The 15790-nt window shown below is 40.7% G+C and carries 19 protein-coding genes; 14 read left to right on the top strand and 5 right to left on the bottom strand.

The window, feature by feature from the left end; genetic code table 11:
* Nucleotides 1–14 precede the first annotated feature (14 nt).
* On the top strand, nucleotides 15–710 hold the full coding sequence (locus H5122_RS12080) for a hypothetical protein (protein ID WP_182682166.1): 696 nt from the start codon (nucleotides 15–17) through the stop codon (nucleotides 708–710).
* Nucleotides 711–1064: 354 nt separating this feature from the next.
* On the opposite strand, the gene H5122_RS12075 is transcribed toward H5122_RS12080, so the two are convergent.
* The 4 genes from H5122_RS12075 to H5122_RS12060 are packed head-to-tail and all read right to left on the bottom strand — an operon-like array spanning nucleotide 1065 to nucleotide 3818.
* A complete protein-coding gene (locus tag H5122_RS12075) occupies nucleotides 1065–1487 on the bottom strand; it encodes a hypothetical protein (RefSeq protein WP_182682167.1) in 423 nt (140 codons plus the stop codon).
* A 1-nt stretch (nucleotide 1488) separates the two neighbouring features.
* Nucleotides 1489–2676 carry a VWA domain-containing protein gene (locus H5122_RS12070; protein ID WP_182682168.1) on the bottom strand — a complete coding sequence of 396 codons (1188 nt, stop codon included), beginning with the start codon at nucleotides 2674–2676 and terminating at the stop codon, nucleotides 1489–1491.
* A gap of 1 nt (nucleotide 2677) precedes the next feature.
* Nucleotides 2678–3526, bottom strand: coding sequence for a MoxR family ATPase (locus H5122_RS12065; protein WP_024610526.1), 849 nt, complete (start codon nucleotides 3524–3526; stop codon nucleotides 2678–2680).
* A 52-nt stretch (nucleotides 3527–3578) separates the two neighbouring features.
* Nucleotides 3579–3818: a DUF1653 domain-containing protein gene (locus H5122_RS12060; protein ID WP_182670792.1), complete on the bottom strand. Its 240-nt coding sequence runs from the start codon at nucleotides 3816–3818 to the stop codon at nucleotides 3579–3581.
* A gap of 60 nt (nucleotides 3819–3878) precedes the next feature.
* Between H5122_RS12060 and H5122_RS12055 the strand changes: the two genes are divergently transcribed.
* The 11 genes from H5122_RS12055 to rpoS all read left to right on the top strand — a co-directional run bounded on the left by H5122_RS12055 (nucleotide 3879) and on the right by rpoS (nucleotide 11465).
* A complete protein-coding gene (locus tag H5122_RS12055; protein WP_002958965.1) occupies nucleotides 3879–4358 on the top strand; it encodes a DUF2947 domain-containing protein in 480 nt (159 codons plus the stop codon).
* Nucleotides 4359–4433: 75 nt separating this feature from the next.
* Nucleotides 4434–5069 carry a hypothetical protein gene (locus H5122_RS12050; RefSeq protein WP_002958964.1) on the top strand — a complete coding sequence of 212 codons (636 nt, stop codon included), beginning with the start codon at nucleotides 4434–4436 and terminating at the stop codon, nucleotides 5067–5069.
* A gap of 37 nt (nucleotides 5070–5106) precedes the next feature.
* On the top strand, nucleotides 5107–5394 hold the full coding sequence (ftsB, locus tag H5122_RS12045) for a cell division protein FtsB (RefSeq protein ID WP_002958963.1): 288 nt from the start codon (nucleotides 5107–5109) through the stop codon (nucleotides 5392–5394).
* Nucleotides 5384–6085 (top strand): 2-C-methyl-D-erythritol 4-phosphate cytidylyltransferase, encoded by a 702-nt coding sequence (gene ispD, locus H5122_RS12040; protein WP_182682169.1) that lies wholly within the window; start codon nucleotides 5384–5386, stop codon nucleotides 6083–6085. The genes ftsB and ispD overlap by 11 nt, the downstream gene beginning before the upstream one ends.
* Nucleotides 6082–6579, top strand: a complete 498-nt coding sequence (gene ispF / locus H5122_RS12035; protein WP_024604077.1) for a 2-C-methyl-D-erythritol 2,4-cyclodiphosphate synthase — start codon at nucleotides 6082–6084, stop codon at nucleotides 6577–6579. Before ispD ends, ispF begins: the two co-directional genes overlap by 4 nt.
* On the top strand, nucleotides 6576–7628 hold the full coding sequence (truD, locus tag H5122_RS12030; RefSeq protein WP_182682170.1) for a tRNA pseudouridine(13) synthase TruD: 1053 nt from the start codon (nucleotides 6576–6578) through the stop codon (nucleotides 7626–7628). Before ispF ends, truD begins: the two co-directional genes overlap by 4 nt.
* Entirely contained in the window at nucleotides 7609–8373 is a 765-nt protein-coding gene (gene surE / locus H5122_RS12025) for a 5'/3'-nucleotidase SurE (RefSeq protein ID WP_182682171.1), read from the top strand. Before truD ends, surE begins: the two co-directional genes overlap by 20 nt.
* Complete coding sequence (locus tag H5122_RS12020; protein WP_182670794.1) at nucleotides 8363–9001, top strand: protein-L-isoaspartate(D-aspartate) O-methyltransferase; 639 nt, start codon at nucleotides 8363–8365, stop codon at nucleotides 8999–9001. The genes surE and H5122_RS12020 overlap by 11 nt, the downstream gene beginning before the upstream one ends.
* Nucleotides 9002–9010: 9 nt before the next feature.
* Nucleotides 9011–9589 carry a YqaA family protein gene (locus H5122_RS12015; RefSeq protein WP_002958957.1) on the top strand — a complete coding sequence of 193 codons (579 nt, stop codon included), beginning with the start codon at nucleotides 9011–9013 and terminating at the stop codon, nucleotides 9587–9589.
* A 41-nt stretch (nucleotides 9590–9630) separates the two neighbouring features.
* A complete protein-coding gene (locus H5122_RS12010) occupies nucleotides 9631–10455 on the top strand; it encodes a peptidoglycan DD-metalloendopeptidase family protein (RefSeq protein WP_182682172.1) in 825 nt (274 codons plus the stop codon).
* A 35-nt stretch (nucleotides 10456–10490) separates the two neighbouring features.
* Complete coding sequence (gene rpoS, locus H5122_RS12005; RefSeq protein WP_002958955.1) at nucleotides 10491–11465, top strand: RNA polymerase sigma factor RpoS; 975 nt, start codon at nucleotides 10491–10493, stop codon at nucleotides 11463–11465.
* A 91-nt stretch (nucleotides 11466–11556) separates the two neighbouring features.
* On the opposite strand, the gene mutS is transcribed toward rpoS, so the two are convergent.
* Entirely contained in the window at nucleotides 11557–14142 is a 2586-nt protein-coding gene (gene mutS, locus H5122_RS12000; RefSeq protein WP_182682173.1) for a DNA mismatch repair protein MutS, read from the bottom strand.
* Between the two features lie 21 nt (nucleotides 14143–14163).
* Between mutS and H5122_RS11995 the strand changes: the two genes are divergently transcribed.
* Both H5122_RS11995 and recA read left to right on the top strand, forming a co-directional pair.
* Nucleotides 14164–14652, top strand: a complete 489-nt coding sequence (locus tag H5122_RS11995) for a CinA family protein (protein ID WP_002958953.1) — start codon at nucleotides 14164–14166, stop codon at nucleotides 14650–14652.
* 67 nt (nucleotides 14653–14719) lie between these two features.
* The gene (gene recA, locus H5122_RS11990; protein WP_002958952.1) at nucleotides 14720–15763 is read left to right on the top strand and encodes a recombinase RecA; all 1044 of its coding nucleotides are present in this window, start codon (nucleotides 14720–14722) and stop codon (nucleotides 15761–15763) included.
* Nucleotides 15764–15790 lie beyond the last annotated feature (27 nt).

Raw genomic sequence — 15790 nt, 5'->3', positions numbered from 1 at the left:
AACTGATTTTTTATATGGTTATTGACCTTACTAAGCCCTTAAGATTACCAAAGGCATTTACTGATAGATTAAGAACATTAGACGAGCTATGCCGTAAATATGACTACTTGGAAAGTATGTTTAAATACAGTTGTGTCCTCGAGTTAGTAAAAGATATTGATAAACACTGCTCGGAAAGAAAAGTTGTCGGTATTCATTATACAAGGGCTATTCCTGAGCAAATAAAAGAAAGAGGACTCCTTGTCAGGGATGGAGGTGAGATTAGGAACACCTTCTTAACGGAACATCGTCATCGGTTTTCTTTAAATGAAATTGACTTCATTAAGAGCTGTTGGAGCGATTTTTTCACTGAAGAATATTGCCCAGCTAGAGATAAACGAATATTTTTTAATTTTACTGAAGTAGCACTAGGCAATAGTAGTTCGAAATTTTTAATCGGTTTATATGGCGGTGAGCAGATTATGATGTGTTTTGATTTCGACGATTCTATTGGTATGAAGTTGTCGGAAATTGGTAAACCTCTTCTCATTCGCTGTGCTTTAAATCCATCAAAAGTGAAAACTTTTACGGAGTACCCATGGGGTAAAATTTTAGTTTCATCTTATCACAAGCTTATAAACCCTGAAGCTTGTATTTTTGATCAGGATGGTTATCAATCTATCGCAGTCACAAAAGACGATATTGTAAATATTGAAGTGCTTCCTGAGTAATAACGAAGTTGTACTCAGGAGGTGATTTAAAACGCGGCGAGTCGAGTTATTTCTAGTCAATTCATCATTTTGTCGGATGGCGTGGCTTCGCCACTTATTCGACCTACGTCAAAAGGTAGGTTGGTTAAGCCGAAGGCGCCACCCAACAGAGTTTCAGATAAACGCCTTGAGGGTCCGCTTCTGGAGCTAAACTGTCGTTAATTCGCATCTAACTCAGCTCTTTTATCGCTCCACTGACCCAATCTAAACTAAGCGCATACATGCGGTTGTTCATTAGCTTTTTTATAAAGCCAATTGATTAATAGTACAGCCAATGCTCAACGAGTTATGAGCTAAGCCAATCTAGCCTAATTGTTACTCATTTGAGTAAACAATAATTTCGTCAGAATTTGGTAATTTATAAAATCCAACATTTTTTGATTGCTTACCCATGAGATCAATAGCATATCTCATCTCTGCAATTGTTCTTACTGTAGAAAATTTATCTTTAAAACATGCTGAGAATTCGTATATGAAAGATGTTGACTGATCATAACCTCCCAGCTCTAAAAGGTTATACTCAGTAAAAGGATCTGGCCCTAAAATTTGATGAGAGGTAATAAAAGGTACCCTAGAGTCTTGTGACTTCCAGTCATTCAAGCATTTAGCTTCAACATTGCTTGCTAATAAGTAAATGCTTTTATCCTTTTTAGAGTCACTTATAAAGGTAGTAATAAAAACCATATTTATTATAAGTGATGCAAACAAAACTAATTTTAATATATTTCTATTATTCACTTTAACTCAACTCTTTTATCGCTTTACTTATCCCATCTAAACTCAACGCGTACATGCGGTTGTTCATTAGCTCTTTTATAAAGCCAATCGATTGATAGTACGGCCAGTGTTCAACGGGTTGTGGGTTGAGCCAAGCGACTTTATCAAAGTGGTTTGTTATACGTTGCAACCATGCACTGCCGGGCTCTTCGTTGTAGTGTTCTACGGAGCCGCCAGGGTAGGCTATTTCGTATGGACCCATAGTGGCATCGCCTACAAATATTACTTTGTAGTCGCTAGTGAACTTGTTTATGAGCGTCATGGTGTCTATTACGTTTGAGTGGCGGCGTGCGTTGTCTTGCCAAACGTGCTCGTATAAACAGTTATGAAAGTAGTAAAACTCTAGGTGTTTAAATTCGCTGTGGGCGGCGCTAAATAGCTCTTCGCAGGTATGAATGTAGTCATCCATTGAGCCGCCAATATCAAACAGCATGAGTACTTTTACTGCATTGTGGCGCTCGGGCGCCATTTTTACATCAAGCATGCCGCCTTGTTTTGCAGTAGCGCGAATAGTCTCGTTTAAATCAAGCGTGTCGCTTGCGCCTGTGCGGGCAAACTTACGTAACTTTTTAAGGGCGAGTTTAACTGTGCGCGAACTAATTTCTCTGTCGGTGTCGAGGTTTTTGTATTCTCGTTTATCCCACACTTTTACTGCTTGGCGGTTACGGTTACCGTCTTGCCCTATACGCACACCTTCTGGGTTATAGCCGTATGCACCAAAAGGTGATGTGCCGCCAGTGCCCACCCATTTATTGCCACCAGCGTGGCGTTTTTGCTGCTCTTCTAAACGCTCTTTTAGGGTTTTCATAAGCTCATCGAGCCCACCCATAGCTTTTAGCTGAGCTTTTTCTTCATCGCTTAGGTTTTTTTCAAACTCTTTACGTAGCCAATCTTCAGGTAAGTTGTGCTGTTGCTTTAAACTCTCGAGCAAATCAAGGTCGGCAATACCGCTAAAGTAGTCGCTAAAGGCTTTGTCGAATCGGTCAAAGTGCGTTTCGTCTTTTACCATTATGGTACGAGCTAAATGGTAAAAGGCGTCTACATCGGCAAATATAACGCCTTTTTTTAAGGCGTTAATTAAATCGAGTAGTTCTCGAAGGCTTACAGGTAGGCGGTATTCACGCAGTTTGAAGAAGAACGCAATCAACATCTTAACGGCGGCTCATAAAGGCAAGTTTTTCGATTAGGCTTATATCTTGCTCATTTTTAAGTAATGCGCCAAACATTGGCATTAAACCGCCTTTTTTAGCTTTGTCGTGCAGTGTTTTAGCGTCTATGTCTTCAGCCATTAAAAGCTTTAACCAGTCGAGTAATTCGCTGGTGGAGGGCTTCTTTTTAAGGCCGTTGGCTTCACGTAAGTTAAAAAACACCTCAAGTGCTTGGCGTACTAAATCCTGTTTAACGTTAGGGTAGTGCACGTCAATAATTTGCTGCATTTCGTCGCTGCTAGGAAAATCAATGTAATGAAAAAAGCAGCGGCGTAAAAATGCGTCCGGCAATTCTTTTTCGTTATTTGATGTGATGATTACAATAGGGCGCTCTTTTGCGACAATGCGCTCGTTAGTTTCGTAAACATGAAACTCCATTTTATCAAGCTCAAGTAGTAAGTCGTTTGGGAACTCTATGTCGGCTTTGTCTATTTCATCAATTAATAGTACTGGGCGTTTGCCGTTAAGCTCTGCATACGTAAATGCCTGCCAAAGCTTACCTTTAACGATGTAGTTACTAATGTTGTGTACGCGCTCGTCACCTAGTTGGCTGTCGCGCAGGCGCGAAACCGCGTCGTACTCGTATAAACCTTGCTGCGCTTTAGTAGTCGATTTTATATGCCACTGAATAAGCGTGGTGTCTAAGCTTTTAGCCAACTCCTCAGCCAGCATGGTTTTACCTGTGCCAGGTTCGCCTTTAATTAAAAGTGGTTTTTCGAGCATAATGGCAGCATTTACAGCTTGTTTAAGCGCGCTACTCGCTATGTAATTGTCAGTTGAATTAAATTGCACGGTGTACCCTTGTCTGGTCTGAGCAGTAAGTTATTTTGTTATAATGCCATAGTTAAGCAGCAGGTCCAATATAAGCAAAACGCTGTATAGTTTTACCGTCTTTTTCTATTGTTTCGTTAAACATGCTTAATGGGCGCGCCCATATACCAAATTCACCATAAAGTGCTTGGTAAATCACAAGCTGTTCCTCGGTTTCGCTATGGGTGGCAACATGAATAACTTTATATTGCGGGCCTTTGTAGTGTTGGTATATGCCTGGTTTTAGGGAAAGTGGTTTTATTGCTGTAGTCATGTTTTGATCTCTTGTATAATTTGGCTTTGCACTTTTAATGTTAACTAATTTGCCAATACTATGAACTATATTTCTTTAGATGATTACAAAAAGGCGTGGGTTTTTCGCCACAAAGATTTACCTGTATCTGATGAAGACGCAGCAAAAATAAAGCCTATGAGCGACGAGCGCGCAGCCGTACTTTGGACAACCATGGTGAGCCGTGAGTTTGATCACCCTGATTTTTTTGAAGACACCGATTGGTGTGGCCAAGAAAAAAGCTTTAGCCAAGAAGTAGATTGGCAAGATGCGTGGGAAAATGGCGATGCGTTACCACCAGAAGCAATCTTAACGTTTTTAGATTGGGAAGCTAACACCACGGTTTATTTTTGTATGGCACGCGATAATATTATCGAAACGACGTTTGATGTATTTAAACGCAATTGGCAAAACTTTATGTTTTTAGCTGATGGCAGTTTATTGATTGGTAAAAAGCGTAATACGGTTGTGCAATTTTTAGAATCAGGTAAAGCAAAATTAGGTGAAAAGCCAAGCGCTTAAAATAGTGCGCTGCGCTTAAAAAACATTCAATACTGTGTTATAAAACATTTACCTGAATATTTTTGAGTACAGCTTTTGGTCGCTAAAAATCAGTCACTTGGTGCTCAACAGCAAGTTGAAATTTGGCAAACTGATGCACAAAAAGTGTTGTATGCACAATTGTGCAATGCGTTTTATCAGCGTGAGGTTCAGCGATTAGTTGCAGAGCCTAATGCCGATAAACTGCGCCGCCAGTTAAAAAGCCTACCTTATTATATTGAGCGAGCGGCAACGTTAGTTGCCAATGGTGACACGCCTTTTACGCTTGATGCACAAAATGGTACGTGGCTTGAAAAGCAAAAACCGACCCCACCCGATGTGAATGTTCAAGCTAATGAACTTTTTTATCAAACGTATGCCAAAGTGGGGCTTATAGTGCCCGTTATATTGCATGGCTACGATCAGGTGCGTCTTAGAATAGACAGTATCGATCAGTTAGGCGAAAATAAGCTGCATTGTAACGAGCTTGGTTGGTTTGATTTTTTAGGAAATGGGCTAGAGCAGCAAAATGCTCAGCTAATAAAGCCAAGTAAAGTGAGTTTAACCGCTGCATGTTGCGGGCATCAGTGGCAATTTTCGAAGCGTTGTATGCCACGGGTTTTATCACTACGCGAAATGCTTTTAGCGGGTAGTATTAATTGGCGCAATTTAAAGCGCCCCTTAGCGTATTAAAGTTAAGGTATTTGGAATTTAAAATAAGGAGTGTTAAATGCGTATTTTTCAAGTTGGCTTACTGTGCTTAGCACTGTTTGTACAATACAGGTTATGGTTTGGTCATAATGGTTTACAAGACTACACACGACTAAAAGGTGCAGTAACGTCGCATCATCAAACCAACGAAAAACTCATTAAACGTAATAAAGTACTTAAAGCAGATATTGAAGACTTAAAGCTTGGCCAAGAAGGCATTGAAGAGCGTGCACGCAACGAATTGGGAATGATTAAACCGGACGAAACATTTATTCGTGTTTTACCGGGCAAACAATATGACAAATAAACAGACTATTGCAGCAATTGTACCTGCGGCGGGTGTTGGCAGTAGAATGCAGCACAATGCGCCTAAGCAATATATACAATTAGCCGGTAAAACCATTTTAGAACACACCTTAGCTAAACTTTCTCAATTACCTCAATTACGCACTATTATTGTTGCCCTTAGCGACAGCGACCCCTATTTTGACGAACTCCCACTGCTTGATAATCGCATTGTGCGAGCCAGTGGCGGGAAAGAGCGAGCCGACTCGGTGCTTAATAGCTTGCTTTTTTTAGCGCCTAACCCACCAACATGGGTGCTTGTACATGATGCTGCTCGCCCGTTAGTTAATATTAGTGATATAGAGCGTCTAATTGACGAATGCATAAACGCTGATGAAGGCGGTATTTTAGCTAGTAAAGTAAAAGACACCATAAAACGTGGCCACACACATGCCCTACAAACTGTGCCACGAGACGATTTATGGCAAGCCCTTACCCCGCAGTTTTTTAAATATGACGAGCTTAAAAATGCACTGCAAAACGCATTAGCAAGCGGGGCTACTATTACCGATGAAGCCAGTGCAATTGAGTGGGCGGGTAAACCGGTTAAGCTTGTAGCAGGTCGTAGCGATAATATTAAAATAACTACGCCAGAGGATTTAGACCTGGCTGGGTTTTTATTACATAAACAACAAAACGAGAGTGGATTATGATACGAATTGGCCATGGTTTTGACGTACATAAATTTGGCGGCGAAGGCCCGCTAACTATTTGTGGTGAAAAAATTGATTACCCACAGGGCTTTTTAGCGCACTCAGATGGTGATGTTGCTATTCATGCATTATGCGATGCTATTTTAGGCTCACTTGCAATGGGTGATATTGGTAAGCACTTTCCAGATACAGCTAGTGAGTATGAAAATATCGATAGCCGTATTTTACTTCGCCATGTGGTGGGCTTAGCTAAAGAGCAAGGTTATGTACTTGGTAATGGTGATGTAACTATTGTTGCTCAGGCACCAAAAATGTTGCCACATATTCAAGCTATGCGCGCTAATTTAGCCAGCGATTTAAATTGCGACCTTAGCCAAATTAACGTTAAAGCCACTACTACCGAAAAGCTAGGCTTTGAAGGGCGCAAAGAAGGTATTTCTAGCCATGCGGTGGTTATTATGAGTAAAGAGCTTGCGAGTACAAAAAACGCATGAGCGATTTAAATTATTTATACGGTGCGCCGCTTTCTAAAGCTGATTTTAAAACCACAGCTGAAGACTTTATGGTTGATGAATACTTAGGTATAGAATTTACCGGCAGTGGCGAACACGTGTGTTTGCAGGTGGTTAAAAAAGGCGAAAATACGCAATACGTTGCAAAGCTAATTGCGCAGCGTGCGGGTGTTTCACCGCGAGACGTAAGCTATGCAGGCATGAAAGATCGCCACGGCGTGTGCTCGCAGTGGTTTAGTGTAAAAGTACCGATTAAAAAGCCTATCGATTTTAGCGATTTAAATAGTGAGAGTATTTTTATTGTGTCGCAACAGCGCCACGACCGTAAGTTACGTACGGGCTGCCACAAAGGTAATAAATTTACTATTACACTTCGTAACGTAACCAACCCTCTTGATATTCTATGCCGTATTAATGCCGTGCGCGCAGGTGTGCCTAATTACTTTGGCGAGCAGCGCTTTGGTCATGGTGGTCATAACTTAGTTATGGCTGAAAAAATGTTTGCCGGTGAGCGTATTCGCGATAAAAAGTTGCGCGGTATTATTATTTCAGCAGCACGATCGCATGTATTTAATCAGTTAGTGAGCCTGCGTGTAAAAGAGCATGGTTTAGCTAAAACAATGCATCGTGAAGTATTTATGCTTAGCGGCAGCAATGCATTTTTTGAAGATGCAATTAATGACGAAAACATAGAGCGATTAGCCACTGGCGATATTATGATGTCGGCACCTATGGTGGGTAAAAGTGAAAAAGGCTTAACCGAGCAAGAAAAAGTATGGCTTGTACCTTACCAAACATGGTGTGATGGTTTAGGTGAGTTAGGCCTTAAAAATGAGCGCCGAATGCTGCGCTTAATTCCACAAAACTTAACTGTTGAAACACTTGATGAAACCACACTAAAACTAAGCTTTGGTTTGCCAAAAGGGTGTTTTGCAACCGCATTATTACGTGAGCTGGTGGATTACACAGATGCTAGCCCTCGAGAGCGCAAAGAAAAGGATAATGGCATAAATGAAGATACTGTTAAGTAACGATGATGGCGTAAATGCCAAAGGCATTGCGGTTTTATATCAGGCGCTTATACAAATTGCAGATGTAACCCTTGTTGCACCTGATCGCAACTGTAGTGGCGCGAGTAATTCTTTAACACTTATGAACCCGCTACGAGCGACTACACTCGAAAATGGTTTTATGTCAGTTAATGGCACACCGACTGATTGTGTACATTTAGGTGTAAATCAGTTAGCTGATGAAAAGCCAGATCTAGTTGTTGCAGGTATTAACCATGGTGCCAATTTGGGTGATGACACGCTTTATTCCGGTACTGTTGCCGCTGCAACTGAAGGTCGCCATTTAGGTTTGCCTGCAATTGCGGTATCGCTTTGCTCACATAATGGCGATCATTTTGAAACAGCCGCTGCAGTTACCGTCAATATTATTAAAGGCTTGGCTTCGCATCCGCTGCCTAAAGATCAAATAATAAATATTAATGTACCAGATATTCCATTAAGTGAATTAAAAGGGGTGCGAGTAACACGTTTAGGTGCTCGTCATAAAGCCGAAACGATGACGAAACAAACCGATCCTTGGGGCCGTGATATTTATTGGTACGGATCGCTTGGCACCGAAAGCGATGCTGGTGAAGGCACCGACTTTTACGCAATCAATAATGGCTATGCCTCAGTTACGCCACTGAGTGTTGATATGACAGCTAAAGATAGCTTAAAGGCAGTAGGAGAGTGGTTAGCCGATTTGGAGATTAATCGTGCTCGCTAATTATACCCGCAGTGCAAAAGCGCTTTCTGACTTACTAAAGCGTGAAGGTGTTGAAGATACGCAAGTACTTAGTGCTATAGCTGATATTCCGCGCCATATTTTTATAGATGATGTGCTAAAACACAAAGCCTATGAAAATACAGCGCTACCTATTGGGCAAGGGCAAACAATTTCTCAGCCTTACATAGTAGCGCGCATGACAGAGCTACTTCGTTTAGCTGGTGTGCGCAATAAAGTACTGGAAATAGGTACAGGCTCTGGGTATCAAACTGCAATATTGGCCAAAACGTTTACAAAGGTTTACTCGGTAGAGCGTATTAAAACACTTCAGTGGCAGGCAAAAAGACGTTTGCAGCAACTCGATTTATATAATGTAACCATGAAGCATGGCGATGGTTGGCAAGGCTGGCAATCACAAGCGCCGTTTGATGGTATTATAGTGACTGCTGCGGCCTCTAAAGTTCCGCAAGATTTACTTGCTCAGTTGGCCGATGGTGGCGTGTTATTAGCCCCAATTGGTGAGAGCGATCAAAAATTAATAATGGTTATCCGCAAAGGCGATAATTATAAAGAGCATGTTATTGCTCCCGTTAGATTTGTGCCGTTAGTACCTGGCGATATTGAATAGGAATTCATTTTGAAGTTGTTTACCAAGTTATACGATATGGCCCTAGTGTGGGCAAAACACCGTCATGCGGAACGTTACTTAGCTGCTATGAGCTTTGCAGAATCAGTTTTTTTCCCGATACCACCCGATGTAATGCTTGCACCTATGTCACTTGCGCAACCAAACAAAGCATGGCGATTTGCAAGCTTTGCCACAATAGCATCGGTTATTGGTGGAGTGGTTGGTTACTTACTTGGTTTTTGGCTATTTGAACCCGTTGTAGAGCCATTGATTGCACAAATGCACTGGCAAGAAAAGTTTGATATAGCACTAAACTGGTTTAAGGATTACGGTGTTTGGGTTGTGTTTTTAGCCGGTTTTTCGCCTATACCATATAAAGTATTTACGATTGGCGCAGGCGTTTTACAAATGGCATTTTTGCCATTTTTAATAGCATCAGCCATTGGGCGCGGTGCGCGATTCTTTTTAGTTTCAGCCTTAATGAAGTGGGGCGGAGCTCAAATGGAGCGAAAATTACGTCAGTATATTGAAATACTTGGTTGGGGATTAGTGGTATTAATTGCGCTAGCTTACTTTTTATTGCGTTAAGCGTTAAAAATATCAATTTTCTAATTTAGGGGAAAAATACAATGAATAAACAGTGTTTACTGTATGTAACTATATTTATTAGTATTTTTCTCTTTGGTTGCTCTTCTCGCCATGTTCCTGCACCTGTTAGTAGCTTAAATAATAATGTTAATGATTTAGGTCATACTGTTAACATTAATGGGACTAGCTATAAAGTACAAAAAGGAGATACGCTCTACTCTATTGCCTTTAGTGCTGGGCAAGACTTTAGATTACTTGCAAAAAACAATTCAATTCCATCACCTTACACAATTTTCCCTGGGCAAAACATCTCCTTAATCCCCAAGCCCGAAAAAACAAAAAGGGATGGAAATTATACGAATTCGAGTAAAAAGTCTATAAAAAAACTACAAAAAAATAACATAATTTTAAAGAAAGAGCTTGATCCCCCAAAACAACGAGAGTATGTTCAGAAACAAGCCAGTAACAAAATTAGTAATACTAAACGCTTGTCGAGCAGTAAAGTTAAGTGGTTTTGGCCTGCAAAGGGCAAAATTACCAAACGCTTCTCTAATAAGGAAAACGGTTATAAAGGTTTACAGATTACTAATCGCAAAGGGGCTTCAGTCTTAGCTGCGGCACAAGGAACTGTAGTGTACGCGGGTAACGCCCTTCGAGGTTATGGTAGTTTAATCATATTGAAACATAATGATGATTACCTAAGTGCTTATGCACATAACTCGAAATTACTTGTTAAAGAAAAGCAGAAGGTTAAGGCAGGACAAAAAATAGCAGAAATTGGTAATTCAGAATCTCCGGTCACCGCGCTTCGCTTTGAAATTCGCTACCGAGGACAAGCTGTCAATCCTGCTAAATACCTACCCTAATTTTTAGGTATTGATAATTGCTCGGGAGAAGGCTTATGGCTAGCGCAGCAAAACTTGACAAACATACTACGACTGACGAAAAGTTCGATGACATCGATGTTGATGAAAGCACAGCTCTACTAGATAAAGTAGACGACGATGAAATCTTTGCTAAAGAAGAAGTAACTAAAAATCTTGACGCAACTCAACTTTATTTAGGTGAAATTGGTTTTTCTCCTTTGCTTAGTGCTGAAGAAGAAGTGTTTTTTTCTCGCAAATCACTTCGAGGCTGTGAAGCCTCACGTAAACGTATGATTGAAAGTAACTTACGTTTGGTTGTTAAAATAGCACGTCGTTACAATAATCGCGGCCTTGCTTTACTTGATTTAATTGAAGAAGGTAATTTAGGCTTAATTCGCGCAGTTGAAAAATTTGACCCTGAGCGTGGATTTAGATTCTCTACTTACGCTACATGGTGGATACGTCAAACAATTGAACGTGCCATTATGAACCAAACGCGTACCATTCGCTTACCTATCCATGTAGTTAAAGAGCTTAATGTTTACCTGCGTACAGCGCGTGAGTTAACTCAAAAGCTTGACCATGAGCCAACAGCTGACGAAATTGCAGCTTGCCTAGATAGACCCGTTGAAGACGTTACTAAAATGCTACGTTTAAACGAAAGAATTGCATCAGTAGACATGCCTATTGGTGGCGAAAACGACAGTGTACTACTTGATATCATCCCTGATGAAAAAAGTGCTGGTCCTGAAGGCGAAGTACAAAATAATGATATTAATAAACATATTGTTGATTGGTTAGGTGAATTAAACCCTAAACAACGTGAAGTGTTAGCACGTCGATTTGGATTGCTTGGCTATGAGCCTTCGACACTTGAAGATGTAGGTCGTGAAATAGGCTTAACACGTGAGCGAGTAAGACAAATTCAGGTAGAGGCATTACGTCGTCTAAAAGACATTTTGCAACAAGAAGGTTTAAGTACAGATAGCTTGTTTAATCAGTTTTCGTAACTAGTTAAATAGTATAAGAGACTATGTGTGTTAAAAAGCCGAAGAATTTATTCTTCGGCTTTTTTTATGCTTGTAAATTAGGTGATATAAATTACAACAATGCTTTTAGTTTATATAACAAATCGTGCGCTTGGCGTGGCGATAAATTATCAGGGTCGATTGCGCTTAACTGCTCTTCAACTTCTGAAGGTGTACTTTGTGTAATTTCGTTATTAAAAGTAAAGGCTTGTTGCTCTGTATTTGGTGCAGTAACGCTTTGATGATTTTCAAGCAACTTAAGTTTTTGCTTTGCTTGTGCAATCACAGCTTTTGGCACTCCAGCAAGAGCGGCTACTTGTAAACCAAAGCTTTTACTTGCTGCACCGTCGAGAACTGTATGCATGAATGCAATCGTGTCGTTATGCTCTATTGCATCAAGGTGTACGTTTACAAGGCCCGTAGTTTGCTCAGCAAGTTCTGTTAATTCAAAGTAGTGTGTAGCAAACAATGTTTTAGCAGATATTTTTGATGCTAAATGATCGGCTGTTGCATACGCAAGAGAGAGTCCATCGTAAGTACTTGTACCGCGACCAATCTCATCCATTAACACTAAAGACTGCGCCGTGGCATTATTTAAAATAGTCGCTGTTTCGGTCATTTCTACCATGAAGGTTGAACGCCCTGATGCTAAATCATCGCTTGCACCAATACGTGTAAATATGCGGTCGATATTACCAATTTTAGCGCTGTCAGCGGGTACATAACTGCCAATGTGAGCCATTAGAACAATAAGTGCCGTTTGGCGCATATAGGTTGATTTACCGCCCATGTTTGGACCGGTAATAATTAGCATTTTACGTTGGCTGTTTAATTCAACCGGGTTAGCAATAAACGGTTCTTTCATTACTTGTTCAACAACAGGGTGACGACCTTGCTTAATGCTTATATTGTCGTTATCGCACAATTCTGGTTTTGCATAATTGAGTGCGAATGCACGCTCAGCTAAATTGTTTAAAACGTCTAAATCGGCCAATGCTGCTGCCATCATTTGCAACTGCTCAATATGTGGAGCAATAAATCTAAACAGCTCCTCGTATAGTTGTTTTTCAAGCGCGAGAGCTTTTGATTGGCTACCGAGTACTTTATCCTCGTGCTCTTTAAGCTCTGGAATAATGTAGCGTTCGTTATTTTTAAGCGTTTGGCGACGAATGTAGTCGGCTGGCACTAAGTGCGCATTAGCTCTACTTACTTCAATAAAAAAGCCATGTACGCGGTTATAACCAATTTTAAGCGTACTAATGCCCGTACGTTCGCGTTCACGCAGTTCTAATTGCTCAAGGACATCAGTGGCACCTTTACTTAAGTTACGCCACTCATCAAGCTCACTATTGTAACCAGGAGCAATAACGCCACCGTCACGAATAAGTACCGGTGGGTTTTCTATCACAGCTCGTTCTAATAACGCTTGTAAATCAGGGAGTTCAGGCGAGTGCTTGATGATACCTGCTATACGAGGATCGTTAGCGTCAGCTAACAAAGTATGCAGTGGTGCAAGTGCTTGTAGCGCACTGCGCAGGCGAGTTAAATCACGCGGGCGTGCAGTACATAAAGCTAGGCGTGCAATAACACGCTCTACATCACCAATCTCTTTTAATGATTCGTGTAATTCACCGCAAAGCTGCGCATCTAAAATAGCGCTAATTGCATTTAAACGTGAATTTAGCTCGTCTTTATTACGAATTGGTGTATGAATACGGCGCTTAAGTAAGCGAGAACCCATAGGTGTGGCTGTTTTATCAAGTACTTGAGCAAGTGTATTTTCAAACCCGCCCGATAAATTAACAGTTAATTCTAAATTTTTACGGGTAGCGGCATCTAAAATAACAGCGTGTTCGTTGTGCTCAAGCGTAATTGCACGAATATGTGGCAGTGCAATACGTTGTGTATCTTTTACGTATTGCATTAGGCAACCTGCAGCAACAAGCGCGCTATGGGCTTTATCAACACCAAAGCCAACTAAATCTTTAGTACCAAACTGATCGCATAATAAGTGCTCGGCCGTATCTAAGTCGAATTCCCACTCTGGGCGACGGCGAGCACCTTTTATATGTTCAATTAAATGAACGTTTTCAAAGCTTTCGCTATACAGAAGTTCGGCTGGTGATAGGCGCTGAATAGTTGAGCTAAAGGCTTCGTCGGTATTTACTTCGACAATATTAAAACGACCAGAGTTAATGTCTAAATAAGCAATCCCGTATAAGCCTTTTTTACTTTGCCAAACGCTGGTAAGGAGATTGTCTTGGCGTTCTTGTAAAAGCGCTTCATCAGAAATTGTACCGGGTGTAACTATACGCACTACTTTACGATCAACAGGGCCTTTACTGGTTGCAGGGTCTCCCACTTGTTCGCAGATAGCGACTGACTCACCCATTTGGACTAGACGTGCTAAGTAGTTTTCTACCGCATGGTAGGGTACGCCCGCCATAGGGATAGGATCACCGCCAGCTTTACCACGATGAGTTTGCGAAATATCGAGTAATTGAGCGGCGCGTTTAGCGTCATCAAAAAAAAGTTCGTAAAAATCGCCCATACGATAAAACAATAAAATATCGCGATGCTCTGATTTTATTTTTAGATACTGCTGCATCATAGGGGTTTGTTGTTTTATAGTGTGTGGTGCATAAAGATCAAACGACATGTATTTACCCAAAGGCTGAATATGGAATTACATCAAGAGATTAAAACACTTGCTGCGCAATTAGGCGCTATTTTAACGGATAAATGCTTATGGATCACTACTGCTGAGTCATGTACTGGTGGCGGAGTGAGTTATGCGCTTACCGATACACCTGGAAGTTCAGCTTATATCGACCGTGCATTTGTCACTTATAGTAACCAAGCAAAGCAAGATTTGCTCAATGTTAGTGCTAGTACATTAAATCAATACGGTGCTGTGAGCGAGCAGACAGTCCATGAAATGGCAGTAGGTGCTATTAAAGCAACAAACGCTAATATATCTATAGCTGTATCGGGCATTGCAGGGCCTGGCGGGGCAACAGAAGGTAAACCTGTTGGACTTGTATGGTTTGGCATACAAATTAATGACAAAGTACTGACCTTTAAACAAATATTTACTGGTGATAGGGCTCAAGTAAGACTGCAAGCTATTGTATTTGCATTAAAAAGTGTAATAGATGAGATAAAATGAAAAAATTAGCTTGATACTGTGATTTCATACAGTATACTTGTTCGCATTAGCTGGATTGGAGAACAAAATGAACGATAACAAACAAAAAGCGTTAGACGCAGCACTATCACAAATTGAACGTCAATTTGGTAAAGGCTCAATTATGAAATTGGGTGACAACAAAGCGTTAAACATTGAATCTGTATCTACAGGTTCACTAGGTATTGATATTGCCTTAGGCATAGGTGGCTTACCTATGGGACGTATTGTTGAAGTGTATGGTCCTGAGTCATCTGGTAAAACAACGCTTACTTTACAAGTTATCGCAGAAGCTCAAAAAGAAGGTAAAACATGTGCCTTTATTGATGCTGAGCATGCTCTAGATCCTGTATATGCACAAAAACTAGGTGTAAATATTGATGACCTTTTTGTATCTCAACCTGATACAGGTGAGCAAGCACTAGAAATTTGTGACATGTTAGTACGTTCAAGCGCGGTAGACGTTGTTATTATTGACTCGGTTGCTGCACTTACACCAAAAGCTGAGATTGAAGGCGACATGGGCGACTCGCACATGGGCTTGCAAGCACGTTTAATGTCACAAGCATTACGTAAGCTTACTGGTAATATTAAACGCTCTAACACGTTATGTATTTTCATTAACCAAATCCGTATGAAAATTGGTGTTATGTTTGGTAACCCAGAAACAACAACGGGTGGTAATGCACTTAAGTTTTACGCATCGGTACGTATTGATATTCGTCGTATTGGTTCGGTGAAAGAAGGTGATGAAGTTGTTGGTAACGAAACCCGCGTTAAAATTGTTAAAAACAAAGTAGCGCCGCCATTTAAACAAGCTGAATTTATCATCATGTATGGCGAAGGTATTTCTAAGCAAGGCGAGTTAATTGATTTAGGTGTTAAGCATAAAATTGTTGAAAAAGCCGGTGCTTGGTACAGTTATAGTGGCAACAAGGTTGGCCAAGGTAAATCTAACTCAATTAAGTTTTTGAAAGAAAACCCAGAAATTGCAGATGAGATCGAAGGTAAGTTACGCGAAATGCTTTTACTAAAAGCAACTATTGAACCTGAAGACGGTGAAGATAAGTTAGGCGACGATCCAGACCTTTAAACTGCACCCAAATGAGTTTTTAAGCTT

This window comes from Pseudoalteromonas sp. SG43-8 (assembly GCF_014164245.1).
Classification (GTDB): Bacteria; Pseudomonadota; Gammaproteobacteria; order Enterobacterales; family Alteromonadaceae; genus Pseudoalteromonas; species Pseudoalteromonas distincta.
The sequence above is the reverse complement of the archived record's forward strand: the minus strand, read 5'-3'. Positions and strand labels throughout refer to the sequence as shown.